A 25,401-nucleotide genomic window follows, 5' to 3' on the forward strand; every position below is an offset into this window, starting at 1 on the left:
CCCGGACCTTTTCCGGTGGGGTCTTTATAAGAGAGGCAGAACTCATGGCGCAGATGCTCCAGGCAGTGCGAGAGAGAAACACAAGGCAACGGTTATCCCGGGACATCGATTTTTCGGCAGTCGACGGACGGGTGTTATAAAGACACCCCAAAATTCTTGAGCCCGCCGAAGCGGTGATCAGGCTCTGAAAAGTGGCCTGTTTCAAGGGTTTTTGCAGGTGTCGAAGGTTGCAGCTCGCAGGTAGGAAACATCTGTAGGCAGCGACCATTTGTCGCAGATCTTATTCTTTGTTGATTGAACGTTCAATCAAAACAAAATAGACTGGCCCTCAAGCCGACGGACGTGGATCGCCCATCGGCAGGCCTAAGGAGAGGTGCTACATGCCCAAGGTCGGTATGCAACCCATACGCCGCCAGCAGTTGATCGAAGCCACGTTGACGGCCATCGATCGGGTCGGGATGGGAGATGCCAGCATTGCGCTGATCGCCCGTCTGGCCGGCGTCTCGAACGGCATCATCAGCCACTACTTTCAGGACAAGAACGGCCTGATCGCAGCGACGATGCGCTACCTGATGAATGCGCTGATCGAGAACGTGCAAGAACGCAGGCGTGCCTTGAAGGATGACAGCCCACGGGCGCACCTTCAGGTGATCATCGAAGGCAACTTCGACGCCAGCCAGGTCAACGGCCCGGCAATGAAAACCTGGCTGGCCTTCTGGGCCACCAGCATGCACCACCCGTCATTGCACAGGTTGCAGCGGATCAACGATCACCGTCTGTATTCCAACCTGTGTTGCCAGTTCCGCCGTGCGATGCCGTTACCCGAGGCACGCAGCGCAGCCCGCGGGCTGGCGGCTTTGATCGACGGTTTGTGGTTGCGCGGCGCCCTGTCGGGAGACGCTTTCGACACGGAGCAGGCGCAACGGATCGCTTACGAATACATGGATTTCCAATTGGCCAAGCAGGTGAGTTAGAGCCCTTATAAATGCTCAACCCCTGAACGTCCGCCGCTCAGTGTTGCCACACCCCCATGGCCCACTGTTCGGCGGGTAACGCCAACCACTTATGCACTTGCGAGGACTTTATGGCCCGTTTCGACCTGCAAAAACTCTACATTGACGGCGGCTACAGCGACGCTGGCAGCGATGCCACCTTCGAAGCCATCAACCCGGCTAACGGTGAAGTTCTCGCCCAAGTGCAACGCGCCACCAAAGACGACGTTGAACGTGCCGTGGCCAGCGCTGAAAAAGGCCAGAAAATCTGGGCCGCCATGACCGCCATGGAACGTTCGCGCATCCTGCGCCGTGCCGTGGACATCCTGCGCGAGCGCAACGATGAACTGGCCGCCCTGGAAACCCTGGACACCGGTAAAGCCTTCTCCGAAACCAAGTACGTCGACATCGTCACCGGCGCTGACGTGCTGGAATACTACGCCGGCCTGGTACCTGCCATCGAAGGCGAGCAGATCCCACTGCGCGACACCTCGTTTGTCTACACCCGCCGCGAGCCGCTGGGCGTGGTTGCCGGTATCGGCGCGTGGAACTACCCGATCCAGATCGCCCTGTGGAAATCCGCACCGGCCCTGGCTGCCGGTAACGCGATGATCTTCAAGCCAAGCGAAGTCACCTCGCTGACCACCCTGAAACTGGCCGAGATCTACACCGAGGCTGGCGTTCCAGCGGGCGTGTTCAACGTACTGACCGGCAGCGGCCGTGAAGTCGGCACCTGGCTGACCGAGCACCCGCGCATTGAGAAAGTCTCCTTCACCGGCGGCACCGACACCGGCAAGAAAGTCATGGCCAGCGCGTCGAGCTCCTCGCTCAAGGACGTGACCATGGAGCTGGGCGGCAAGTCCCCGCTGATCATTTTCGATGACGCCGACCTCGACCGCGCCGCCGACACCGCCATGATGGCCAACTTCTACAGCTCCGGTCAGGTCTGCACCAACGGCACCCGCGTGTTCGTGCCCAAGCACCTGCAAGCCGCGTTCGAAGCCAAGATCGTCGAGCGTGTGGCGCGTATTCGCATCGGCAACCCGGAAGACGAAAACACCAACTTCGGCCCGCTGGTCAGCTTTGCCCACATGGAAAGCGTGCTGGGCTACATCGCCAAAGGCAAAGAGCAAGGCGCCCGCCTGCTGTGCGGCGGCGACCGCCTGACCGAGGGTGACTTCGCCAAAGGCGCCTTCGTGGCCCCGACCGTGTTCACCGACTGCACCGATGACATGGTGATCGTGCGTGAAGAAATCTTCGGCCCGGTGATGAGCATCCTCACCTACGAGACCGAAGAAGAAGTGATCCGCCGTGCCAACGACACCGACTTCGGCCTGGCCGCTGGCCTGGTGACCAAGGACCTGAACCGCGCCCACCGCGTGATTCATCAGTTGGAAGCCGGTATCTGCTGGATCAACGCCTGGGGCGAGTCCGACGCGAAGATGCCGGTTGGCGGCTACAAGCAGTCGGGTGTGGGCCGTGAGAACGGGATCAGCTCGCTGAACAACTTCACGCGCATCAAATCGGTACAGGTTGAGTTGGGCGATTACGCCTCGGTGTTCTAACACCTTATGGGCCTGGAATGCTCCTCTGTGGCGAGGGAGCTTGCTCCCGCTGGGCTGCGAAGCAGCCCCATCCCAGACCCAGTAGTTCTTTCAGACAGAACTCGAGCGCTGATTTTGCGACTGCTGCGCAGTCGAACGGGAGCAAGCTCCCTCGCCACAAAAGCAGCCTGAACCCATTTTTACGAGGGTACATTCATGTCCCAAGAATACGATTACATCATTGTGGGTGCCGGCTCTGCCGGTAACACCCTGGCGACCCGTCTGACCGAAGACGAAGGCGTCACTGTTTTGCTGCTGGAGGCCGGTGGCCCGGACTACCGCCTCGACTTCCGCACCCAGATGCCAGCCGCCCTGGCTTTCCCGCTGCAAGGCCGCCGCTACAACTGGGCCTACGAAACCGATCCAGAGCCACACATGGACGGCCGCCGGATGGAATGCGGGCGCGGCAAGGGCCTGGGTGGTTCTTCCCTGATCAACGGCATGTGCTACATCCGCGGCAACGCCATGGACTACGACAACTGGTCGAAGCTGCCGGGCCTGGAAGACTGGACCTATCTGGACTGCCTGCCGTATTTCCGCAAAGCCGAAACCCGCGACATCGGCCCCAACGATTGGCACGGTGGCGACGGCCCGGTCAGCGTGACCACGCCGAAAGCGGGCAACAACCCGCTGTTCCACGCCATGGTTGAAGCGGGCGTACAGGCCGGTTACCCACGTACCGAAGATTTGAACGGCTACCAGCAAGAAGGCTTCGGCCCGATGGACCGTACCGTCACGCCGAACGGCCGTCGCGCCAGCACCGCACGCGGTTACCTGGACACGGCTAAAAAGCGTTCGACCCTGACCATCGTCACCCATGCCCTCACCGACAAAGTGCTGTTCGAAGGCAAGCGTGCAGTGGGCGTGCGTTACCTGATCGGCGCCGCCGAAGAGCGCGTTGAAGCTCGTGCGCGCAAAGAAGTGCTGGTGTGCAGTGGCGCAATCGCTTCGCCGCAACTGCTGCAACGCTCCGGTGTCGGCCCGGCCAAACTGCTGGAAAGCCTCGACATCCCGGTGGTCCACGACCTGCCTGGCGTGGGTGAAAACCTGCAGGACCACCTTGAGCTGTACCTGCAATACGCGTGCACCCAGCCAGTGTCGCTGTACCCCTCGCTGCTCTGGTACAACCAGCCGGCCATTGGTGCCGAATGGCTGTTCAACGGCACCGGCATCGGCGCCAGCAACCAGTTCGAAGCGGGCGGTTTTATCCGTACCCGTGAAGAGTTCGAGTGGCCAAACATCCAGTACCACTTCCTGCCGGTGGCGATTAACTACAACGGCAGCAACGGTGTGAAAGAGCACGGTTTCCAGGCGCACATGGGCTCCATGCGTTCGCCAAGCCGTGGCCGTATCCAGCTGAAGTCGAAGAACCCACGGGACTACCCGAGCATCCTCTTCAACTACATGGCCACCGAGCAGGACTGGCAGGAGTTCCGCGATGGCATCCGCCTGACCCGTGAAATCATGCAGCAGCCGGCACTGGACCCGTACCGTGGCCGCGAAATCAGCCCCGGCATTGAAGTGCAAACCGATGAACAGTTGGACAAGTTCATCCGCGAGCACGCCGAGACCGCGTTCCACCCGTCCTGCTCGTGCAAGATGGGCACCGACGAGATGGCCGTAGTCGATGGCGAAGGCCGCGTGCATGGCATGCAGGGCTTGCGTGTGGTCGATGCCTCGATCATGCCGATCATCACCACCGGCAACCTGAACGCGCCAACGATCATGATCGCCGAGAAAATCGCCGACAAGATCCGTGGCCGCAAGCCACTGCCGCGCAGCACCGCTGACTACTACGTAGCAGGCGATGCGCCGGTGCGTGGCAAGCCTATGCGTGAAGTAGGGCCATTGGCGCAGTAACCGAAACACCCCAGTGATTGATCGTTCCCACGCTCCGCGTGGGAACGCATCCTGTGATGCTCTGCGTCACGCCGTTCAAGAGCGGACGCAGAGCGTCCAGGGTGGCATTCCCACGCAGAGCGTGGGAACGATCACACAACAAAACCTCCCTTGATCAGCTCCCCGCCCAGGCCTACTCTGTTCGCCTGCCCGCGCCGAGCCGCCCACAAGGAAGGCCCCATGTTCGAACACCACGCCACGCTCAAGAAACACTTCGGTGCCCTGCGCACCACCGCCGAATTTTTCTCCCTGCGCTACGTGCGCGAATCCGGTCAGTACCTGTCAGTACGCAAGAACGTCGCCGAGCCGCCTCACCTGGGCCATGACGAAGGCGCCATGCTTACCGTGCGTCTCAACGGCGTGGAAGCCTACGCCGCGACCAACGATATTTCCCTTGCCGGCCTGCAAGCCGCCCTTGAGCGCGCTGAACAGCAAGCCCGGTTGATCAAGCCCCACGCCCTGCTCGACCTGCACCAGCAGCCAGTGTCCAGCGACGTCGCCGACTACCTGTCGCCCGACCTCGACCAGCCCTTCCCATCCCTGAGCGACTGCTACCAATTGCTCGGCGATGAGTCCGCCGCCGTGCCCAAGGATGAGCGCCTGGTGAGCTGGGAGGTCAGCCTGGGGACCACGCGGGTTGAACAGATCTATCTCAACAGCGCTGGCGCGCAATTGCGTCAGGCCCAGCGCTTTGTCTTTCCGGGCCTGAGTGTGACCGCCTTCGACGGCAACGACAGCCAGACCCGTACCCTGGGCGGTACCAACTTCGGCCAGCAAGGCAGTGCCGGGGTGATCCAGCGTTTTGGCCTGGTGGGCGCCGCCCGCAAGGTGGCCGACGAAGCCCTGCAATTGCTGCTCGCACCGAATACGCCCCACGGCCCGCGTGACCTGCTGCTGATGCCCGACCAAATGATCCTGCAGATCCACGAGTCGATCGGCCATCCGCTGGAACTGGATCGCATCCTTGGGGACGAGCGCAATTACGCCGGCACCAGTTTTGTGAAAGCCAGCGACTTCGGCCACCTGCAATATGGCTCACCGCTGCTCAACGTCACCTTCGACCCGGACATCCCCGAACAGCTTGCCAGTTACGCTCATGACGACGACGGCACGCCTGCCAGCAAGCAATTTCTGATTCGCGAAGGCCTGCTGCTCAAGCCCTTGGGCGGGGCCTTATCGCAATTTCGCGCCAACCTGCCAGGCGTCGCCAACAGCCGCGCTTGCGGCTGGAACCGTGCGCCCATCGACCGCATGGCCAACCTGAATATCGAGCCTGGGGATAAAAGCCTCGCGCAATTGGTGGGCGGCATTGAGAGCGGCATCCTGATGTCGACCAACCGTTCGTGGTCCATCGACGATGCGCGCAACAAGTTCCAGTTCGGCTGCGAGTGGGGCCAGTTGATCGAAAACGGCGAACTCAAGGGCGTGGTGAAGAACCCCAACTACCGGGCGATTTCCGCGCAGTTCTGGCGCAAGCTCAGCGCGGTGGGCGACGCCAGCACCTTCAAGGTCTTGGGTACGCCGAACTGCGGCAAGGGCGAACCCAACCAGGTGATCCGTGTCGGCCATGCGTCGCCGGCCTGTGTATTCAGCAATGTCGATGTATTTGGGGGAGATGCCTGATGAACCACTTCAAGGCTCTGGTGGATTGGCTCAAGCAGGCGGTCACCGCTCAAGAACACTTTCAACTCGGCTACGCGGATGAAGCGTCCGAGTTCGTGCGCTTCAACCACGCGCAGGTACGCCAGGCGGGCCAGGTACAGCAGGCCAGCCTGAACCTCAAGCTGATCAACGATGGGCGCCACGCCGACCTGGGTATCACCCTGTCCGGCGAGGCGCAGTTGGATCGCCAGCGCCTGGCGAATGGCCTGCAACAACTGCGCGAGACCTTGCCGCTGTTGCCGCCTGACCCGTACCTGCTGCTGAACCCCGACGCCTGGCACAGCCATAACGAACAGCTGCGCCCGCTGCCGGAACTGGCCCAAGTGCTGGACAACATCAGCCAGGCCGCCGATGGCGTGGACCTGGTTGGCTTCTACGCCGCCGGCCCGATCAGCCGTGGTTTCGCCAGCTCATCGGGGGCGTTCGGCTGGCACCGGGCTAACAGCTTCAATTTCGACTTCAGCCTGTTCCACGCCAATGGCGAAGCGGTAAAAGCCAGCTACGCCGGGCACACCTGGAACAGCGCCGAATTCGCCGCCCGTTTCCAACAGGCCCGTGAGCAACTGGCGTTTCTCGGTCGCCCGCTGCACAACCTGGCGCCAGGCCAGTACCGCGCCTACCTGGCGCCGGCAGCGCTGGAAGAAATCATCAGCATCATCACCTGGGGTGGTTTTTCGGCCCAGGCCATCGCGAGCAAAGGCAGTTCGTTGCAACGCCTGTACGCGGGTGATCAGTCATTGAGCCCGCTGGTGACGGTGGATGAGCAGATCAGCGGCTCCCTGAGCCAGGCGTTTTCCACTGAAGGCTACCCGCGTGAGGATGTCACCCTGATCAACGCAGGCAAAGCCGAGGGCCAGTTGGTCAACTCGCGCAGCGCCGCCGAATACGGCTTGAGCACCAACGGCGCCAGCAGCGACGAGTCGCCCAGCGCCCTGCAAATGGCGGCCGGCAGCCTGGCCCAGGCCGATATTCTCAAGCAGTTGGGCACCGGTCTGTATATCAGCAACCTCTGGTACCTGAACTACTCCGACCTGCCGGCAGCGCGCCTGACCGGCATGACGCGCTTTGCGACCTTCTGGGTGGAAAACGGCGAGATCAAGGCGCCGGTCAGCACCATGCGCTTTGATGACAGTGTCTATCAGTTGCTCGGTTCGCAATTGGAAGCGCTGACCGCTGATCGGGAGCTGCTGTTGTCGGCCAGTACCTATGACCAGCGCAACACCGCTTCCAACCTGTTGCCAGGCGCTTTGGTAAACCGTTTGACGCTGACTTTATAAACTGTAGGAGCGAGCTTGCTCGCGAAGAACGTACAGACACCGCGGGCTGGCTGTCAGCGCTGCGTTATCGTTGTCGTTTTTCGCGAGCAAGCTCGCTCCTACAGTTCAATAACCTGCGCTGCGACGAAACTTCTATCCCGCCTACTTTGGCCGTTCGGCATGTTGTCGCTCTGCTTATTCCTCGTTATAACGGTTAATGGCTTCTCGCCACCCCTGCCCACGAGAGCATAACCTTGCCCGGGAAAGGCAAGCTGGAGCGTTGACATGAACCATGGAAGTTTCGTCATAGAAAAACTGTACAAGCACTACAACGTTCACGTAGAGCAACTGGGTAACGACCCGCATAGAAAAACCGTACTGATGGTCAATGGCGCGTTGTCCACCACGCGCTCCTTTGCCCGCACCAGCAAATGCCTGGCCGAGCACTTCAATGTGCTGCTGTTCGACTTGCCCTTCTCTGGCTTGTCACGCGAGCACAACACCGAACTCGACCTGGTCACCAAGGACGACGAGGTGCAAATCCTGCGTGCCTTGGTAGCGCGCTTTGCGGTCAGCCATCTGGTTTCGGCCTCATGGGGCGGCATCTCCACGCTGTTGACCCTGGCGCACAACCCGCCCTCCATCGAAAGCTCGGTGGTGATGGCCCTGGCGCCCAACCTCAACCAGGCGATGCTGGAATATGTCGAGCACGTGCGTGTGCTGATCGAGGCCGATGACAAGTCGGCGGTCGGCCATCTGCTCAACGAAACGGTTGGCAAATACCTGTCGCCGCGCCTCAAGCGCAATAACCATCGACACCTGTCGACCATGGCCACCACCGAATACCGCCAGGCGCGCTTTCATATCCATCAGGTGCTGGGCTTGGGCGATGGCAACTACTTGCCGGCGCTGCGGCAGATTGAAACACCGGTGCACTTTCTCAACGGCGCGCTGGACGAATACACGCCGGCCGACGAAGCCCAGCTGTTCAAACACTACGTAGGCCGCAGCAGCTTTGCGGTGGCCGAACACACCGGCCATCTGCTGGACCTGGAGTCCCGCGAAGCCGCGCTGGCAGTGCATCGGGCGTTGCTGGATTTCCTGGTGGGCGAGCATGTGACATTGTCAGATATAGACGAACCGCCAGTGGGAAAAGCGGCGACGGATGGCGCATAATCGCCAACACATAGCCTGCTAATTAAAAGGGATCCCATGCCGAATCGTGCCCCTCTCGATGCCAAGACCGCCCGCTGGCTCCCCTGGGTGGTAGCGATTGCCTTCTTCATGCAGTCGCTGGACGGGACGATTCTCAACACCGCGCTACCGGCCATGGCGCAGGACCTCGCGGAAAACCCGCTGCGCATGCAAGGCGTGGTGATCGCCTACATGCTCACCGTTGCCTTGCTGATTCCGGCGTCGGGCTGGATCGCTGACCGCTTTGGCACCAAGAAGATTTTCTTTGGCGCGATCATGCTGTTCAGCATCGGGTCGCTGCTGTGTGCGCTGTCCAGTAGCTTGAGCATGCTGGTGGGCGCACGGGTGATCCAGGGCCTGGGCGGTGCGCTGATGCTGCCGGTCGGGCGCCTAGTGGTACTACGGGCTTATCCACGCTCCGAGCTTGTGCGGATCATGGGCTTCATCACTATTCCAGGCCTGCTCGGCCCCTTGCTTGGCCCGACAATGGGCGGCTGGATGGTGCAATACCTGACCTGGCACTGGATCTTCCTGATCAACCTGCCGGTGGGCATGATCGGCTGCTACGCCGTGTGGAAATTCATCCCCGACCTGCGCGGCAGCGAGCGCACGCGCTTCGACGGCCTGGGCTTTCTGCTGTTCGGCGCGGCGATGGTGCTGATCACCATCGCCATGGAAGGCCTGGGCGAACTGCACCTGCCGCATCTGCGCGTGATATTGCTGCTGTTCGGCGGGTTTGCCTGCCTGGCGGCGTACTGGCTGCGCGCCGGGCATATCGATAACCCGCTGTTCTCGCCGGTGCTGTTCAAGACGCGCACCTTTGCCGTGGGGATTCTGGGCAATCTGTTTGCGCGCCTGGGCAGCGGCGCATTGCCGTTCCTGGTACCGCTGCTGCTGCAGGTGGCGCTGGGCTATTCGCCGTCGGAAGCCGGCATGAGCATGTTGCCACTGGCGGCGGCGGCGATGTTCGCCAAGTCCATCGCACGCCCGCTTATCGAGCGCCTCGGCTACCGCATCGTCCTGACCGGCAACACCCTGGCCCTGGGCCTGATGCTGGCGAGCATGGGCCTGGTCAGCGAACAAACGCCCTACCCGCTGCTGTTGGCCATGCTGGCGGTACTGGGGGCCATCAACTCCCTGCAATTTACCGCCATGAACACTGTCACCCTGATCGACCTCGACGACGCCCAGGCCAGCAGTGGCAACAGTTTGCTGTCGGTGGTGGCGCAATTGTCCCTGAGCCTGGGCGTGGCCTGTGCCGGTGCATTGCTCGGCGGCTTTACCGCCGAAGCCGGCAATGACGGGGTCAATACCGTGCTGGGCGCCTTCCAACTGACCTTCCTCACCGTGGGCCTCATGGCGATGCTGGCGGCGGCGATCTTCCTGCAACTGTCGCCCAAGGACGGCAAACGGGTGGTCAGCCGCGAGCACGATATCGAGCACTAACGGGCGTCTCGTCGAGAACTTGCGGGGAAAATCCCACGAGGCTGGTACACTGCGCGACATTTTGTTTTGCAGAGCCAGTCCCGTGACTACCATCGCCACCGCTTTTAATACTTTGCCCCTGTCCGCCGCCATGCTGGCTAACCTCGACTCGCTGGGTTACGTCGAGATGACGCAGATCCAGGCGCAAAGCTTGCCGGTGATCCTCAAAGGGCTGGACCTCATTGCCCAGGCCAAGACCGGCAGCGGCAAGACTGCCGCATTCGGCATCGGCCTGCTGAACCCGATCAACCCGCGCTACTTCGGGTGCCAGGCGCTGGTGATGTGCCCGACCCGCGAACTGGCCGACCAGGTCGCCAAGGAAATCCGTCGCCTGGCCCGTGCCGAAGACAACATCAAGGTGCTGACCCTGTGCGGCGGCGTGTCCCTCGGCCCACAGATTGCTTCCCTGGAGCACGGCGCCCACGTCATCGTCGGTACCCCGGGCCGCATCCAGCAGCACCTGCGTAAAGGTTCGCTGGTGCTGGACGGCTTGAACACCCTGATCCTCGACGAAGCCGACCGCATGCTCGACATGGGCTTCTACGACGCCATCGAAGACATCATCAGCAAGACCCCACCGCGCCGCCAGACCCTGCTGTTCTCGGCCACTTACCCGGTGAGCATCAAGCAACTGGCCTCCAAGTTCATGCGTGCGCCTCAGCAAGTGAAAGCCGAAGCGTTCCACTCCGACGACCAGATCGAACAACGCTTCTACGAGATCTCCCCGGAAGAGCGCATGGACGCCGTGACCAAGGTGCTGGCGCACTTCCGCCCGGCCTCCTGCGTGGCGTTCTGCTTTACCAAGCAGCAAGTGCAGGAAACCGTCGACCACCTGACCTCCAAAGGCATTTCCGCCGTTGGCCTGCATGGTGACCTGGAACAGCGCGACCGTGACCAGGTACTGGCGATGTTTGCCAACCGCAGCACCTCGGTGCTGGTGGCCACCGACGTCGCCGCCCGAGGCCTGGACATCGACGCCCTGGACATGGTGATCAACGTCGAACTGGCCCGCGACTCGGAAATTCACATCCACCGTGTAGGCCGTACCGGCCGTGCCGGTGAGACCGGCATCGCCATCAGCCTGGTGGCGCCGTCCGAAGCCCACCGCGCCCAGGCCATCGAGCAACTGCAGAAGTCGCCGCTGAATTGGGACCAACTGGACAACCTCAAGCCGCAAAGCGGTGGCCCGTTGCTGCCGCAGATGAGCACCCTGTGCATCGCCGCCGGGCGTAAAGACAAGGTTCGCCCAGGCGACATCCTCGGTGCATTGACCGGTGAAGCCGGCATTCCGGGTGCCCAGGTCGGCAAGATCGCGATCTTTGACTTCCAGGCTTTCGTGGCCGTGGAACGCGGCATCGCCAAGCAGGCGTTGCAGCGTTTGAATGACGGCAAGATCAAAGGTCGTTCGCTGCGCGTGCGGATCCTGTAACAACATAGTGACTGCAAGGACCGAATCACTGTGGGAGCTGGCTTGCCTGCGATAGCGACGGTGAATCCACTACCGCCATCGCAGGCAAGCCAGCTCCCACAGTGTTGATTGCATTTCAAATCAATAGTTTTGTGAGGACATGGCTGTGCGCTCGACCGAAGTTGTGATCATTGGCGCCGGCGCCGCAGGCTTGATGTGCGCGCTGACCGCCGCCGGGCGTGGGCGCAAGGTGATGTTGATCGACCACGCCAACAAGGCCGGCAAGAAAATCCTGATGTCCGGTGGCGGCCGCTGCAACTTCACCAACATGTACACCGAGCCGGCCAACTTCCTCTCGCACAACGCGCACTTCTGCAAATCCGCCCTGGCCCGCTATACCCAGTGGGATTTCATCGGGCTGGTGGCCAAGCACGGCGTGCCGTACCACGAGAAGAAACTCGGCCAGCTGTTCTGCGACAACAAGTCCAGCGACATCCTCGGCATGCTGCTCGACGAGTGCATCCAGACCGGCGTGAGCCTGCACCTGGACACTTCCATCGAGGCAATCGCCAAGCTCGAAAGCGGCTATCAACTGCAAACCACCTTGGGTGAGCTGCGCTGTGAATCCCTGGTGATCGCCACGGGCGGTTTGTCGATCCCGACGCTGGGCGCCACCGGTTTCGGCTACCAAGTGGCCAGGCAATTCGGCCATGAACTGCTGCCGACCCGCGCCGGGCTGGTGCCGTTCACCATCACCGACCAGCTCAAGGAGTTGTGCGGCGAGTTGTCCGGCACCTCGGTCGACTGCCTGGTGAGCTGCAACGGCCAGAGCTTTCGCGAGAATATCCTGTTCACCCATCGCGGCCTGAGCGGGCCGGCGATTTTGCAGATTTCCTCGTATTGGCACTCCGGCGACACGGTAGAAATCAACCTGCTGCCCGACCACGACGCCCATGCCTGGCTGCAACAGCAACAGGCCGAACACCCCAACAGCGAATTGAAAACCCTGTTGGGTGAGATCTTCACCAAGAAGATGGCCAACCTGCTGGCCCAAAGCTGGTTCGAATCCAAGCCTATGAAGCAGTACACCCACGCTGAAATTGCCGATATCGCGCAAAAGCTGGGGAGCTGGCAACTGGTACCGGCCGGCACCGAGGGTTATCGCACCGCCGAGGTAACATTGGGCGGGGTGGATACGCGGGAAGTGTCCTCCAAGACCATGGAATCGCTGAAAAGCCCCGGCCTGTACTTTATCGGCGAAGTGCTGGACGTGACCGGCCACCTGGGCGGGTTCAACTTCCAGTGGGCGTGGGCCTCGGGCTACGCGGCCGCGCAATACGCCTGACGTGCACCTTGAGATGCAATCCCCTGTGGGAGCTGGCTTGCCTGCGATAGCGGCAGTGAATCCCACATCGTTATCGCAGGCATGCCCGCTCCCACATTGGTTTTGCAGTGATACTGAAAATTTTGCTGTCCGATGTGATCGCTACGCTTGCCGTGGCGTCATTACTGGCTCAATTTAGCGACAACGTCCCGGAAGACTCCAGACTTCATGTCATCGACCTCGTTCAAGCAGTCCATGCGGCGCCTGTGGGCGCTGGATAAATTCAGCTACAGCGTACGGGTGTTCATCGCCCTCACCGGCAGCATGGCGTTGTGTTGGTACCAGGATGAAATGACGCTGCTGATCCCGCTCTTCCTGGGGATTATCGCCAGCGCCCTGGCCGAGACGGATGACAGCTGGCAAGGCCGCCTCAACGCGCTGGCGGTGACACTGGTGTGTTTCAGCATTGCCGCGCTGTCGGTGGAGCTGCTGTTCCCTTACCCCTGGATATTTGCCATCGCCCTGGCCCTGGCCAGTTTCGGCCTGACCATGCTCGGCGCACTGGGCGAACGCTATGGCGCGATTGCTTCGGCCACCTTGATTCTGTCGGTCTACACCATGATCGGCGTGGACCAGCGCGGTGGCGCCGTCACGGATTTCTGGCATGAGCCGCTGCTGCTGGTGGCCGGTGCCGCCTGGTACGGTGTGTTGTCCGTACTATGGCAGGCGCTGTTTTCCAACCAGCCGGTGCAGCAGAGCCTGGCGCGATTGTTCCGCGAGCTGGGGCGTTACCTCAAGCTCAAGTCATCGTTGTTCGAACCGATCCGGCAGCTGGACGTGGAAGCGCGGCGCCTGGAATTGGCCCAGCAAAATGGCCGGGTAGTGGCTGCGCTGAATGCCGCGAAGGAAATCATCCTGCACCGCGTCGGCAATGGGCGACCGGGGTCGAAGGTCAGCCGCTACCTGAAACTGTACTTCCTGGCCCAGGACATCCACGAGCGCGCCAGTTCCTCCCACTACCCCTACAACGCCCTCACTGAAGCCTTCTTCCATAGCGATGTGCTGTTTCGCTGCCAGCGCTTGCTGCGCCAGCAAGGCAAGGCCTGCCAGACCCTGGCCGAGTCGATCCAACTGCGCCAACCGTTCATCTATGACGACAGTTTTGCCCAGGCCCTGGGCGACCTCAACGCGTCCCTGGAGCATCTGCGCATCCAGAGCAACCCGGCCTGGCGCGGCCTGCTGCGTTCATTGCGCGCCTTGGCGGCCAACCTGTCCACACTCGACCGCCTGCTGGGCGACGCCAGCAATCCCGATGCCCTGGCGGACGCCACCGACAGTAACCTGTTGGACCGCGCCCCGCGCAACCTCAAGGAAATGTGGACGCGCCTGCGCACCCAACTCACACCCACCTCGCTGCTGTTTCGCCACGCCCTGCGCCTGTCCCTGGCGTTGACCGTCGGCTACGCCACCCTGCACGCTATCCACGCGTCCCAGGGTTACTGGATCATCCTCACCACCCTGTTCGTCTGCCAACCGAGCTACGGCGCTACCCGGCGCAAGCTCGGCCAGCGGATTATCGGCACCGCCATCGGCCTCACCGTGGCCTGGGCGCTGTTCGATCTGTTCCCCAACCCGGTGGTGCAGTCGATGTTCGCTATCGCCGCGGGCCTGGTGTTCTTTATCAACCGCACCACCCGCTACACCCTGGCGACGGCGGCGATCACGCTGATGGTGCTGTTCTGCTTCAACCAGGTGGGTGATGGCTACGGGCTGTTCCTGCCACGCCTGTTCGATACCTTGCTCGGCAGCCTGATCGCTGGCCTGGCGGTATTCCTGTTCCTGCCGGACTGGCAAGGCCGGCGCTTGAACAAAGTGCTGGCCAACACCCTGACCTGCAACAGCATCTACCTGCGCCAGATCATGCAGCAATACGCCGCCGGCAAGAGCGACGACCTGGCTTACCGCCTGGCCCGCCGCAACGCGCACAACGCCGACGCCGCGTTGTCCACCACCCTGGCCAATATGCTGATGGAGCCGGGGCACTTTCGTAAGGAAGCCGACGTGGGTTTTCGGTTCCTGGTGCTGTCTCACACCTTGCTCAGCTATTTGTCGGGGTTGGGTGCGCACCGCGATACTCAGTTACCGGCCGACGTGCGCGAGCACTTGATCGAAGGCGCGGGCAACAGCCTGGCGGCGAGCATCGATGAGATTGCCACGGGCCTGGCCAACAAACAGTCGATTGCGATCCAGAGTGATGCCGAGGAAGGGTTGGCGGCAGAGCTGGAGCAAATGCCCGATGAGATCGATGAGGCGCAGCGGTTGGTGCAGACGCAGTTGGCGTTGATCTGCCGGCAGTTGGGGCCGTTGCGTACGTTGGCGGCGCATCTGATCAAGGATACCGGTGCGGCTTAGACCGCTATCGCAGGCAAGCCAGCTCCCACATTTGACCGAGTTCCAACATAAGAATGCGGGCAAAATGTGGGAGCCGGACTTGCCCGCTATGAGGCCCACAAGCACGCTACATCCCATGCGCCTTCATCAAGCGCGCATAACTGCCATCAGCCTTCATCCTGGCAATCTCCCGATCAAAGCTGGCGACAATCTGCGCGTGCTCGGGGTTCTTCAAACTGACCAGAATGTGCAGGCTGTTCTCGCTCAACGGCTTGCCCACAAACGCCACCGCATTGCGCACCCGCGGCGACTCCCGAGCCAGGTAATAACGCGCTACGTATTCGTCCTCCAGCGTCAACCGCACACGCCGCGCAGCGAGCATGCGCACCGCCATGGCGAAGTTGTGCACGGGTACTTTCTGTAGCTGGGAGTCTTGATCGAACGCCGCCGAGTAAGCGTAACCGCGTACCACGGCGATGGTCTCGTCGTGCAGTCGGGCCAGGCTGTGATAAACAATGTCATCGTCGCTGCGCTTGAGAAAGCGCACACGGTTAAGCAGGTACTCAGCAGAAAACTGGCCAAACTGCGTGCGGGCTTCGTCGTACCAGGCGTTGATCAGCACATCGTAGCGCCCATCGCCCACGCCCTTGAGCGCACGGGCCCAGGGCACCTGCTCAAAGTCACTGGCGTACCCCGCACGGGCCAGGGCCGTGCTGACGATATCCGTGGCCAAACCGCCATTGATCAAGGTGGCATCGGTGAAGGGCGGCCAGCCATCCGCCACCAGACGCAGACGCTGTGCCAGCACCGGCTGGGCCAGCAGCAGCACTGCGATCAAAGCAACGGCACGAGTCAATCTCGGCATGCTCAAAGTCCTTGGCGGGCAGGCGGTGGCCTGATAACAGTAGCTCATCAATGAGCCTGCATTGCAGATTACACAAAGCAGCCAGCAGCGCACGCACTCAATGATGGCAAATTGACGCCATTCACACATTTGCCAATTTTAGACAGCAGCGCCCGCCGCGCTTACTATCCAGGCACGTCTTTACAAGAGCACACATCATGACGGTTGATTGGATTTGCAAACATCACGACGACTTGGGCAAGGACCAGCTGTATGCCGTCCTGCGCTTGCGCAGCGAGGTATTCGTCGTCGAGCAGAAATGCGCGTATCAGGACATCGACGGGCAGGACCTGGCGGGTGACACCCATCACCTGATGGCCTGGCAAGATAATGAGCTATTGGCTTACCTGCGCCTGCTGGACCCGGAGTCCCAGGGCGGCGATGTGGTAATTGGTCGCGTCATCGTTTCGCCAGCGGCACGGGGCACCGGGCTGGGGCATCACATGATGGAGGAGGCGCTTGAGCGCATTGAGGATATCTGGCCGCAAACGCCGATTTTTCTCTCGGCCCAGGCGCATTTGCAGGGGTATTACGGGCGATATGGGTTTGTGGTGGCGGGTGAGGAATACCTGGAAGATGATATTCCACATATTGGTATGCGGCGCATCTGAGGGCGCCATCGCAGGCAAGCCAGCTCCCACATTGGACTGTGGGAGCCGGGCTTGCCCGCGATAGCGTCAGTCCTGCCTAAGCCGACCTTCAGGGATAGCCCAACACCTGCTTGATCGACGCCAGATTAGCCTCGATCCACCCCCGATCAATCGCCCCCCAGTCCCGAATCCGATAGCGCCCGGCATGGTGACGCGCACCGTCCTCCTGCTCGAACTCACACACAATATCCAGGTCGGCCAACGCCGCAATGGTGTCCTGGGCGGTACGCCGAGGCATACCGGTGGCCTCGGTCAGCGCCGGGACGCTGCTGGCCAGTTGGCTGTCGATCAAGTACGCCACGTACAGGCGGCGGTAGAAGCTGCTTTTGGTCTTGCTCACATCCATGGTCAGTCGCCTTGGGGTTAGGGCTTACCCTGCAAATCGCGCCAGGTGAGGTACACACGCAGGTCGAATTCCACCTGATGGTAGCCCGGCATCATGTATTGGCAGAGTTTATAGAACGCCTTGTTGTGGTCCGATTCCTTGAAGTGCGCCAGCTCGTGCACCACGATCATGCGCAGAAACTCCGGGGCCGCCTCCTTGAACAGCGAAGCGATGCGGATCTCTTTCTTGGATTTGAGATTACCGCCCTGCACCCGGGAAATCGTGGTGTGTAAACCCAAGGCACGATGGGTCAGGTCCAGGCGGTTGTCGAACAGCACTTTGTCGATAGACGGCGCGTTGCGCAGGTGCTCCTGCTTCAAGGCCAGGGCATAGGCGTACAGGGCCTTGTCGCTCTGCACCGCATGGCGTTCGGGGTAACGCTGGTCCAGGTAAGCCCCCAACTGGTCCTTGGCGATCAGTTGGCGCACTTGCTCCTGGAGCGCGGCGGGGTATGCCTGGAGGTATTTCAACGCGGTCATGGGCTCTGCAACGCAATTGGGACGGGCGCCAGTGTAGCGAATTCAAAGCGCGCGAGGGTACGACCAGCCGGCAACGTCCTCGGCCATCAACGGCAGCGCAGCCCACGGCCCCTGGATATGGGCGCAGCCATTGGCCTTGAGCCACTGGGTTTGCTCAAGGGTCTCCACGCCTTCGGCGATCACCAGCACACCAAAATGCTCACACAGTTGGATGATGCTGCGCGCCATCGCCGCATCCCGCACCGAGCCAGGCAGGCGGGCCACCAGTTGAGGGTCGAGCTTGAGGGTGTCGAACGCCAAGTCGCGCAAATGGGCCAGGGAGCACTGGCCGCAGCCAAAATCGTCCAGGGCAATCCGCACCCCTATCCGGCGCAGTAACTGGAGTTGCTTGGTGGACTCGGCGAGATTGCTCATCAAGCAGTCTTCGCCGATTTCCACCTCCAGTTGTCGCGCCTGTAACCCATGTCGCTCCAGCATCTGCTGCAGTTGGTTGGCCAGGTTGGGCATGTTGAACTGGCTGCTGCTCAGGCTCACGCTCAACACCAGTTCGGGGTCGAAGGTGGCTTGCCAGGCCTGGCGCTGGGCGGCGACTTGCTGGTAGATCCAGGCACTCAACTGGTTGATCAACCGCGCCTCTTCCAGCAGTGGCAAGAACAGGCCAGGCGGCACATCGCCGACGCTGGGATGCTGCCAGCGCAACAGCGCTTCGACGCCGCGCAAACGCCCGTCTTCCAGAGAGACCTGAGGCTGGTACACCAAGGTGAAATCCTTGTTGGCGATGGCGGTACGTACACTGTCTTCCAGCATCAACCGCGAGCGGGCGCGGCCGTTCATTTCCTGGTCGTAGTAACGATACTGCTGACGGCCGGCGCGCTTGGCTTCGTACATGGCAATGTCCGCGGCCCGTAGCAGGCCGCTCAAGTCCGAGCCGCAATCCGGGAACGTCGCGATGCCAATACTGACCCCAAGCATCACCTCCAGACCATCGACCTGCTGGCACACCGATACCCGCTCGATGAGCTTTTCCGCGATCTTCGCGGCCTGCTCGGGAAACTCCAGCTCCAGCAACGCGGTGAATTCATCCCCACCCATGCGCCCGAGAATGTCGTAGGAACGCAGGCATGCTTGCATCTGCTCCGAAACCCAACGCAGCACGCGATCCCCGGCGTCATGGCCCAACGTATCGTTGACCCGCTTGAAGCCATCCAGGTCCAGGTACAGCAATACCAGCGCCTGCTCGCTACGTTCGCTGCGCAGCAACGTATTCTCCATCGCCTGATGGAAACCGCGCCGGTTCAGCAGCCCGGTCAGCGGGTCGGTCACGGCCTGGAATTCCAGTTGCTGATGCAGGTGACGCACTTCAGACATGTCCAGCACCGTCACCACCATTGCCTTCTGCTCCGCAGGCAAAGGCGCGCAGGACAACGCTACCGGCACTTGCTGGCCCCGACCGGTGCGCAAAATGGCATCGTGTTGGCGCCACGTCTCGCCCCGGCGATACGCCTCGTACATGGGAAAGCCCAACCAGGCTGGCACATGGGGCTTTTGCAGGAAACTGAGGAAACTTTCGCCTTGCAACTCAGCCATCGTTGCATTCAACAGCCGGGAAATGGCCGGGTTGGCGTACTCGATCACACTGTTTTCGCTCACCACCAGAATGCCCTCGGCGGCGTTATCCAGCACCGAGGCATTAAAAGCGCGGGCCAATTCCAGGTCATGGCTCAGGCGCTGCAAGGCACGGCGATTGCGCTGGTGCTCGAGCAACGCCTGCACCTTGGGCTTGAGGATGTGCGGGTCAAAGGGCTTGAACAGGTAGTCGATCGCCCCACTGGCGTAGCCTTCCAGCACCGCGTCGGGCGAATGGGCGGTGGCCGTCAGAAAGATAATCGGCGTCATGCGCGTACGCTGGCTGCCACGCATCAGGCGCGCCACCTCGAAACCGTCCATGCCCGGCATGCGCACGTCCAGCAGCACCAGGTCGACGTCATGGGCCAGCAGTAACTCCAAGGCTTCCAGGCCAGACGCGGCGGTTATCACCCGCCAGTCGTCACGCTGCAACAGCGCACGCATGCTGACGAGGTTTTCCGGGTAGTCATCGACCACCAACAGAACCGAAATTGCATCGTCGTGTTGTGGAGCGCCATCCATGCTACGTCTCTTCCTTAGGGAGCTGCACCGGTCACTTTTGCTACCAAGGCCGGATAAACACTGAGGGCTCACTCTAGCCGCGCGGCCAAAAAAGCAGAAGTGACGTGGGTGCCCTCATTGTGCCAAAGGCCAGGAAGCCGACTAACGGTAAGGCCCTGTAGCCCGCGGTTCACGGGCGACATGGCTTTTTGACATTTAGCTGACGCCAATAAATTGCCAGCAATTGTTTAACAATCTCACCAGCACGGCCTATAAAGAACCTGGAAGGCCCTTTGGGCCAATGCCTACACCCTCTGTAAAAAGGCCAACACCATGATCGACCTTTCCACCTGGAACCTGAGCATTCCGGTCGGCTCCCCACCCACGACCATTGAAACGCCAAGGCTGCTGAGCGGCTTCAACGATCAATACTTCCAGGCCGAAGGCAGCGACGTGCAGTTCTGGACACCTGTGACGGGCTCGCGCACCGAAAACGCCATCTACCCACGCAGCGAACTGCGCGAAACCTACGCCGACGGCCGCCTGCGTAACTGGACCTACCCCGAGGCCGACAACTTCCTGCGCGCCACCCTCACCGTCAACCAGGTGCCCTCCTCCGGCAAGATCGTGATCGGCCAGATCCATGCCTACGACAGCCAGAAACCGCTGATCAAGCTGGAGTACCAATTCAAGGAGAAAACCCAGACCGGCAACATCGTCGCCAAAGTGCGCATGCGCCCGGACGAGGCCGAAAGCCAGGTGATCATCGTCGCCTCCAATGTGCCACTGCAGAAGAGCTTCACCTACGTGATCAACCTCAACAAAGCCGGGCTGCTGAGCGTGTATGCCGCTGACAGTGAGTGGAATGAACGGATTGGCGCGGCATGGGGCGACAAGCCGTTGTACTTCAAGGCGGGGGTGTATGTGCAGGACAATACGGGCGACACCAATGAGGGTGCGCGGGTGACGTTTGCGAAATTGGATATTGATCACGAATGAATCGTCCCGTGAGACACAGGATTTTTCCCAGATAAACCCAAAGTCTTAAACACACCGTTGCACCCTGTGGGAGCCGGGCTTGCCCGCGATGGCGGCGTATCAGCCAATATCCTCGGCGCCTGACACACTGCCATCGCGGGCAAGCCCGGCTCCCACATTGACCGTGCGTCGGCTCAAGGTCCGGTGTGGGTGCTCAGCACCGTTGCGACAAGCCAAAGAAGGCCGTGGTTTCGGCGCTTCATCTGCAAGTTGATTAAATGGTGTCCATAAAAAAGCCCGCATCGCTGCGGGCTTTTATTAACACTTGAGGCTTAGTTCACCTTAGCGTTCAACTCACCTTTCAAATACCGCTGGTACATTGCTTCCAACGAGATCGGTTTGATCTTCGAAGCATTACCCGCAGTACCAAACGCTTCATAACGTGCGATACACACATCACGCATCGCCGTCACAGTGGCGCCGAAGAATTTACGTGGGTCGAACTCGCTCGGGTTGGTAGCCATCAGGCGACGCATCGCACCGGTGGATGCCAGGCGCAGGTCGGTGTCGATGTTGACCTTGCGCACGCCGTACTTGATGCCTTCGACAATTTCTTCAACCGGTACGCCGTAGGTTTCTTTGATGTCGCCGCCGTACTGGTTGATGATCGCCAGCCACTCTTGCGGTACCGAGGAAGAACCGTGCATCACCAGGTGGGTGTTAGGGATGCGCTTGTGGATTTCCTTGATGCGGTCGATGGCCAGCACGTCGCCAGTAGGTGGCTTGGTGAACTTGTAGGCGCCGTGGCTGGTGCCAATGGCGATGGCCAGGGCGTCGACCTGGGTCTTCTTGACGAAGTCGGCGGCTTCTTCCGGGTCGGTCAGCATCTGGCTATGGTCCAGCACGCCTTCGGCGCCGATGCCGTCTTCTTCGCCGGCCATGCCAGTTTCAAGCGAACCCAGGCAGCCCAGCTCGCCTTCAACCGAAACGCCGCAGGCGTGCGCCATGGCCACGGTTTGTTGGGTGACGCGTACGTTGTACTCGTAGTCGGTTGGAGTCTTGCCGTCTTCGCCGAGAGAGCCGTCCATCATCACCGAGCTGAAGCCCAGTTGGATCGAGCGCTGGCACACGTCAGGGCTGGTGCCGTGGTCCTGGTGCATGCACACCGGGATGTGCGGGAATTCTTCGATGGCGGCGAGGATCAGGTGACGCAGGAACGGGGCGCCAGCGTATTTGCGCGCACCGGCCGAAGCCTGGACGATCACTGGGGAGTCGGTCTTGTCAGCGGCTTCCATGATGGCGCGCATCTGCTCAAGGTTGTTGACGTTAAAGGCTGGGACGCCGTAGCCGAACTCGGCTGCGTGGTCCAGCATTTGACGCATGCTGATAAGTGCCATTGTGTTGTCTCTCCCGGTCGAGGGTCGTTAATCGTGCAAGCCTGCCGTAGCGGCGGCTGCTATTCAAGTTATTGCAGATCAAGGGGTTGAGCTTGAGCTGCTGAATCGTTATTGCTGGTGCGGCTTAGCGCTAGTGCCACTGTGAAGCAGGTCAATGTGGGAGCTGGCTTGCCTGCGATGGCGGAGAACCAGTCGATATTGGCTTTGCTGACCCACCGCAATCGCAGGCAAGCCAGCTCCCACATTTTGATCTCATTGGACTTCAGATCGTATTCTCAGTTGGCTTTGCAGCCGCGCCCAATCAAATCATCCGTCGCTACCCAGTAAACCAGGCCTTCCTCACCTTTGGTGTGAAACGCTAACTGGCCGTCGCTGTACAGCACGCCCGAAGCGGCTACCTCTTGCTTGAGACGGTAAACCTGGTCCGAACCGCCGAGGCGTACATCCACTTCGGAGCGGGCCTGGTTGGCAAAGCGCCAGTTGACCTCGGCTTTGCTGTCGCAGGTCCAGGTGGTCCATTTGTCGGCTGGCTCTGCCTTGTCGAACAGGTTCATGCTGCTGCAGCCGGCCAACAGGGCCAGGGCTGCCAGGGCGAAAACGCCTTTCATTGCCAATCCTCGCAGGGCGACCTGGGGCCACCGTTGCTATCGGTTAGTGGATCAGACCCGTCATGGGCAACCCTGTTCCTGACCGTTGGGCGCGGAGTCGTATTTCTCCAGCCGTTCGTTGCCGATGCGCTTGTTGATCACCGGCATGGTCTCGGCTTGCCAGTCAGCCTGGTAACAGCTTTTTCTCAACGGTGCCTTGGCGTTATCCGCCTCCGGCGCCGCGCTGGGTGTGCTGCCGCAGCCGGCCAACAGGCCCGCTGCGATCACCAGTGCCAACGACTTGATCATGGGAACGCTCCTTTTCCTGATCACGCGAGCCTTAACCTTTGGCTCGGGTTTCCAGCACTTCCACGGCTGGCAACACCTTGCCCTCGACGAACTCAAGGAAAGCGCCGCCACCGGTAGAAATGTAGGAGATCTGATCAGCCACACCATATTTATCGATAGCCGCCAGGGTATCGCCACCGCCAGCGATGGAGAACGCCGAGCTTTCAGCGATCGCTTTAGCCAGCACTTTGGTGCCGTTGCCGAATTGGTCGAACTCGAATACGCCCACCGGGCCATTCCACAGGATAGTCTGGGATGCCTTGAGCAGCTCGGCGAAGTTGGCCGCCGTTTGTGGGCCGATGTCCAGGATCATGTCGTCGTCGGCCACGTCAGCGATAAGCTTGACGGTCGCCGCGGCGCTTTCCGCGAATTCCTTGGCAACCACCACGTCCACCGGCAACGGCACGCTGACCTTGGCGGCGATGGCGCGGGCGGTGTCGAGCAGGTCTGGCTCGTACAGGGACTTGCCCACCGGGTGGCCGGCAGCGGCCAGGAAGGTATTGGCAATGCCGCCGCCGACGATCAGTTGGTTGCAGATCTGGCTCAGGCTGTTGAGCACGTCCAGCTTGGTGGATACCTTGGAGCCGGCAACAATGGCCGCCATCGGTTGGGCCGGAGCGCCCAGGGCCTTGCCCAGCGCATCCAGCTCGGCAGCCAGCAACGGGCCCGCCGCGGCGACCTTGGCGAACTTGGCCACGCCGTGAGTCGAACCTTCGGCGCGGTGGGCGGTGCCGAACGCGTCCATCACAAACACGTCGCACAGGGCGGCGTATTGCTGGGCCAGTTCGTCGCTGTTCTTTTTCTCGCCCTTGTTGAAGCGCACGTTTTCGAACAACACGATATCGCCGGCTTTCACGTCCACGCCGCCCAGGTAGTCTGCGACCAATGGCACGTCACGGCCCAGGGCCTTGCTCAGGTACTCGGCGACCGGCTTGAGGCTGTTTTCGGCGGAGAACTCACCTTCGGTCGGGCGACCCAGGTGGGAGCAGACCATCACGGCCGCGCCTTTTTCCAGGGCCAGCTTGATGGTCGGCAGCGAGGCCAGGATTCGCGCATCGCTGGTGACAACACCGTCCTTGACGGGGACGTTGAGGTCTTCGCGGATCAGTACGCGCTTACCTTGCAGATCGAGGTCGGTCATCTTCAACACGGTCATGGGTCGCAGTTCCTGAATTACTGTTGAGGTTGTTTAGAAGCGATGTGCAGATAGTGTTCGGCAACATCCAGCATGCGGTTGGCAAAGCCCCATTCGTTGTCGAACCAGGCCAGGATGTTCACCAGCCTGGGGCCGGAAACGCGGGTCTGGCTGGCATCGACAATCGCCGAATGCGGGTCATGGTTGAAATCGCAACTGGCGTGGGGCAACTCGGTGTAGGCCAACAGACCTTTGAGCGGGCCGCTGGTGGCGGCGTCGCGCAGGATTCGGTTGACCTCGGCCGCGTCAGTGTCACTGACGGTTTGCATGGTGATATCCAGGCAAGACACATTCACCGTCGGCACCCGTACGGCTTTGGCCTGGATTCGCCCGGCAAGTTCCGGCAGCAGTCGCTCGATGCCGCGCGCCAGGCCGGTGGACACCGGAATCACTGACTGAAACGCCGAACGCGTGCGGCGCAGGTCTTCGTGGTGATAGGCGTCGATGACCGGCTGGTCGTTCATCGCCGAGTGAATCGTGGTGATCGACACGTAATCCAGGCCGATCGCCTGGTCCAGCAGGCGCAACAACGGCACGCTGCAGTTGGTGGTACACGACGCGTTGGACACCAGCAGCTCATCGCCGGTCAGGCAATCCTGGTTGATGCCGTAGACGATGGTCGCGTCGACATCCGCCTCGCTGGCCATCGGCTGGGAAAACAGCACACGCGGGGCGCCGGCGTCGAGAAAGCGCTGGCCATCGGCACGGGTGTGATAGACACCGGAGCATTCCAGCACCAGGTCGACGCCCAGTGCTTTCCAGTCGATGCCTTCGGGGGTGGCACTGCGCAACACTTGCACGCAGTTGCCATTGATATGCAGACAATCGCCTTCAACCCGCACTTCTCCAGGGAAGCGGCCGTGGGTGGAGTCAAAGCGTGTCAGGTATTCGATGCTGGCCATGTCGGCCAAATCATTGATCGCGACAATTTCAAACCCGGCCGCCGCCCCTCGCTCGAACAGAGCACGCAAGACGCAACGACCAATGCGGCCGTAGCCGTTGAGTGCAACTTTGTAGGGACGCGGTTGGGGCATGGGGTTCTCGATCAAGGTTAGTTCAGTGATGAATGTACTGGCGCCATCGCGGGCAAGCCCGCTCCCACAGTGGACCGTGATCCAAATGTGGGAGCGGGCTTG

The 25,401-nt window shown here is 61.1% G+C and carries 21 protein-coding genes; 12 read left to right on the forward strand and 9 right to left on the reverse strand.

Annotated elements, in window-relative coordinates:
• Positions 1-380 precede the first annotated feature (380 nt).
• The 10 genes from betI (at position 381) to yccS (ending at position 15,236) form a co-directional block, all read left to right on the forward strand.
• Positions 381-974, forward strand: coding sequence for a transcriptional regulator BetI (gene betI, locus BT204_RS00680; RefSeq protein ID WP_054898188.1), 594 nt, complete (start codon positions 381-383; stop codon positions 972-974).
• 110 nt (positions 975-1,084) lie between these two features.
• A complete protein-coding gene (betB, locus tag BT204_RS00685) occupies positions 1,085-2,557 on the forward strand; it encodes a betaine-aldehyde dehydrogenase (protein ID WP_054922365.1) in 1,473 nt (490 codons plus the stop codon).
• Positions 2,558-2,752: 195 nt separating this feature from the next.
• On the forward strand, positions 2,753-4,456 hold the full coding sequence (gene betA / locus BT204_RS00690) for a choline dehydrogenase (RefSeq protein WP_054898187.1): 1,704 nt from the start codon (positions 2,753-2,755) through the stop codon (positions 4,454-4,456).
• Between the two features lie 219 nt (positions 4,457-4,675).
• A complete protein-coding gene (locus tag BT204_RS00695) occupies positions 4,676-6,118 on the forward strand; it encodes a TldD/PmbA family protein (RefSeq protein ID WP_019817459.1) in 1,443 nt (480 codons plus the stop codon).
• Positions 6,118-7,434, forward strand: coding sequence for a TldD/PmbA family protein (locus BT204_RS00700; protein WP_072445576.1), 1,317 nt, complete (start codon positions 6,118-6,120; stop codon positions 7,432-7,434). Before BT204_RS00695 ends, BT204_RS00700 begins: the two co-directional genes overlap by 1 nt.
• A 264-nt stretch (positions 7,435-7,698) precedes the next feature.
• Complete coding sequence (locus tag BT204_RS00705) at positions 7,699-8,589, forward strand: alpha/beta fold hydrolase (protein ID WP_072445577.1); 891 nt, start codon at positions 7,699-7,701, stop codon at positions 8,587-8,589.
• 36 nt (positions 8,590-8,625) lie between these two features.
• Positions 8,626-10,053, forward strand: a complete 1,428-nt coding sequence (gene mdtD, locus BT204_RS00710) for a multidrug transporter subunit MdtD (protein WP_034128900.1) — start codon at positions 8,626-8,628, stop codon at positions 10,051-10,053.
• A 130-nt stretch (positions 10,054-10,183) separates the two neighbouring features.
• Positions 10,184-11,521 carry an ATP-dependent RNA helicase DbpA gene (gene dbpA, locus BT204_RS00715; RefSeq protein ID WP_229999345.1) on the forward strand — a complete coding sequence of 446 codons (1,338 nt, stop codon included), beginning with the start codon at positions 10,184-10,186 and terminating at the stop codon, positions 11,519-11,521.
• Between the two features lie 145 nt (positions 11,522-11,666).
• A complete protein-coding gene (locus tag BT204_RS00720; RefSeq protein ID WP_034129071.1) occupies positions 11,667-12,845 on the forward strand; it encodes a BaiN/RdsA family NAD(P)/FAD-dependent oxidoreductase in 1,179 nt (392 codons plus the stop codon).
• 207 nt (positions 12,846-13,052) lie between these two features.
• A complete protein-coding gene (gene yccS / locus BT204_RS00725) occupies positions 13,053-15,236 on the forward strand; it encodes a YccS family putative transporter (RefSeq protein WP_034128901.1) in 2,184 nt (727 codons plus the stop codon).
• 106 nt (positions 15,237-15,342) lie between these two features.
• On the opposite strand, the gene BT204_RS00730 is transcribed toward yccS, so the two are convergent.
• A complete protein-coding gene (locus BT204_RS00730; protein ID WP_034128902.1) occupies positions 15,343-16,080 on the reverse strand; it encodes a substrate-binding periplasmic protein in 738 nt (245 codons plus the stop codon).
• Positions 16,081-16,277: 197 nt separating this feature from the next.
• Here BT204_RS00730 and BT204_RS00735 point away from each other — a divergent pair, with 197 nt between their 5' ends.
• A complete protein-coding gene (locus BT204_RS00735; protein ID WP_054898182.1) occupies positions 16,278-16,730 on the forward strand; it encodes a GNAT family N-acetyltransferase in 453 nt (150 codons plus the stop codon).
• Between the two features lie 88 nt (positions 16,731-16,818).
• Here BT204_RS00735 and BT204_RS00740 read toward each other — a convergent pair whose 3' ends face one another.
• Genes BT204_RS00740 through BT204_RS00750 form a run of 3 tightly spaced genes read right to left on the reverse strand, consistent with a single transcriptional unit; the run spans position 16,819 to position 19,781 of the window.
• The gene (locus BT204_RS00740) at positions 16,819-17,115 is read right to left on the reverse strand and encodes a winged helix-turn-helix domain-containing protein (RefSeq protein ID WP_014720272.1); all 297 of its coding nucleotides are present in this window, start codon (positions 17,113-17,115) and stop codon (positions 16,819-16,821) included.
• A 17-nt stretch (positions 17,116-17,132) separates the two neighbouring features.
• Positions 17,133-17,633, reverse strand: coding sequence for a M48 metallopeptidase family protein (locus BT204_RS00745; RefSeq protein WP_034128904.1), 501 nt, complete (start codon positions 17,631-17,633; stop codon positions 17,133-17,135).
• Between the two features lie 42 nt (positions 17,634-17,675).
• A complete protein-coding gene (locus BT204_RS00750) occupies positions 17,676-19,781 on the reverse strand; it encodes a putative bifunctional diguanylate cyclase/phosphodiesterase (protein ID WP_072445578.1) in 2,106 nt (701 codons plus the stop codon).
• A gap of 312 nt (positions 19,782-20,093) precedes the next feature.
• On the opposite strand from BT204_RS00750, the gene BT204_RS00755 reads away from it, so the two are divergent.
• Complete coding sequence (locus BT204_RS00755) at positions 20,094-20,759, forward strand: polysaccharide lyase family 7 protein (protein ID WP_003194947.1); 666 nt, start codon at positions 20,094-20,096, stop codon at positions 20,757-20,759.
• Between the two features lie 311 nt (positions 20,760-21,070).
• Here BT204_RS00755 and fba read toward each other — a convergent pair whose 3' ends face one another.
• From fba to epd, 5 genes are all read right to left on the reverse strand, one after another.
• Positions 21,071-22,135: a class II fructose-bisphosphate aldolase gene (fba, locus tag BT204_RS00760; protein WP_003177554.1), complete on the reverse strand. Its 1,065-nt coding sequence runs from the start codon at positions 22,133-22,135 to the stop codon at positions 21,071-21,073.
• Positions 22,136-22,410: 275 nt separating this feature from the next.
• The gene (locus tag BT204_RS00765) at positions 22,411-22,743 is read right to left on the reverse strand and encodes an MliC family protein (RefSeq protein ID WP_054898180.1); all 333 of its coding nucleotides are present in this window, start codon (positions 22,741-22,743) and stop codon (positions 22,411-22,413) included.
• A 60-nt stretch (positions 22,744-22,803) separates the two neighbouring features.
• Positions 22,804-23,031: a hypothetical protein gene (locus tag BT204_RS00770; protein WP_003194953.1), complete on the reverse strand. Its 228-nt coding sequence runs from the start codon at positions 23,029-23,031 to the stop codon at positions 22,804-22,806.
• Between the two features lie 31 nt (positions 23,032-23,062).
• Positions 23,063-24,226 carry a phosphoglycerate kinase gene (locus BT204_RS00775; protein WP_003194956.1) on the reverse strand — a complete coding sequence of 388 codons (1,164 nt, stop codon included), beginning with the start codon at positions 24,224-24,226 and terminating at the stop codon, positions 23,063-23,065.
• A gap of 17 nt (positions 24,227-24,243) precedes the next feature.
• Positions 24,244-25,299: an erythrose-4-phosphate dehydrogenase gene (gene epd, locus BT204_RS00780; RefSeq protein ID WP_003194958.1), complete on the reverse strand. Its 1,056-nt coding sequence runs from the start codon at positions 25,297-25,299 to the stop codon at positions 24,244-24,246.
• Positions 25,300-25,401: the final 102 nt, after the last annotated feature.

This window comes from Pseudomonas sp. NFPP02, from assembly GCF_900119355.1.
Taxonomy (GTDB): domain Bacteria; phylum Pseudomonadota; class Gammaproteobacteria; order Pseudomonadales; family Pseudomonadaceae; genus Aquipseudomonas; species Aquipseudomonas paracarnis.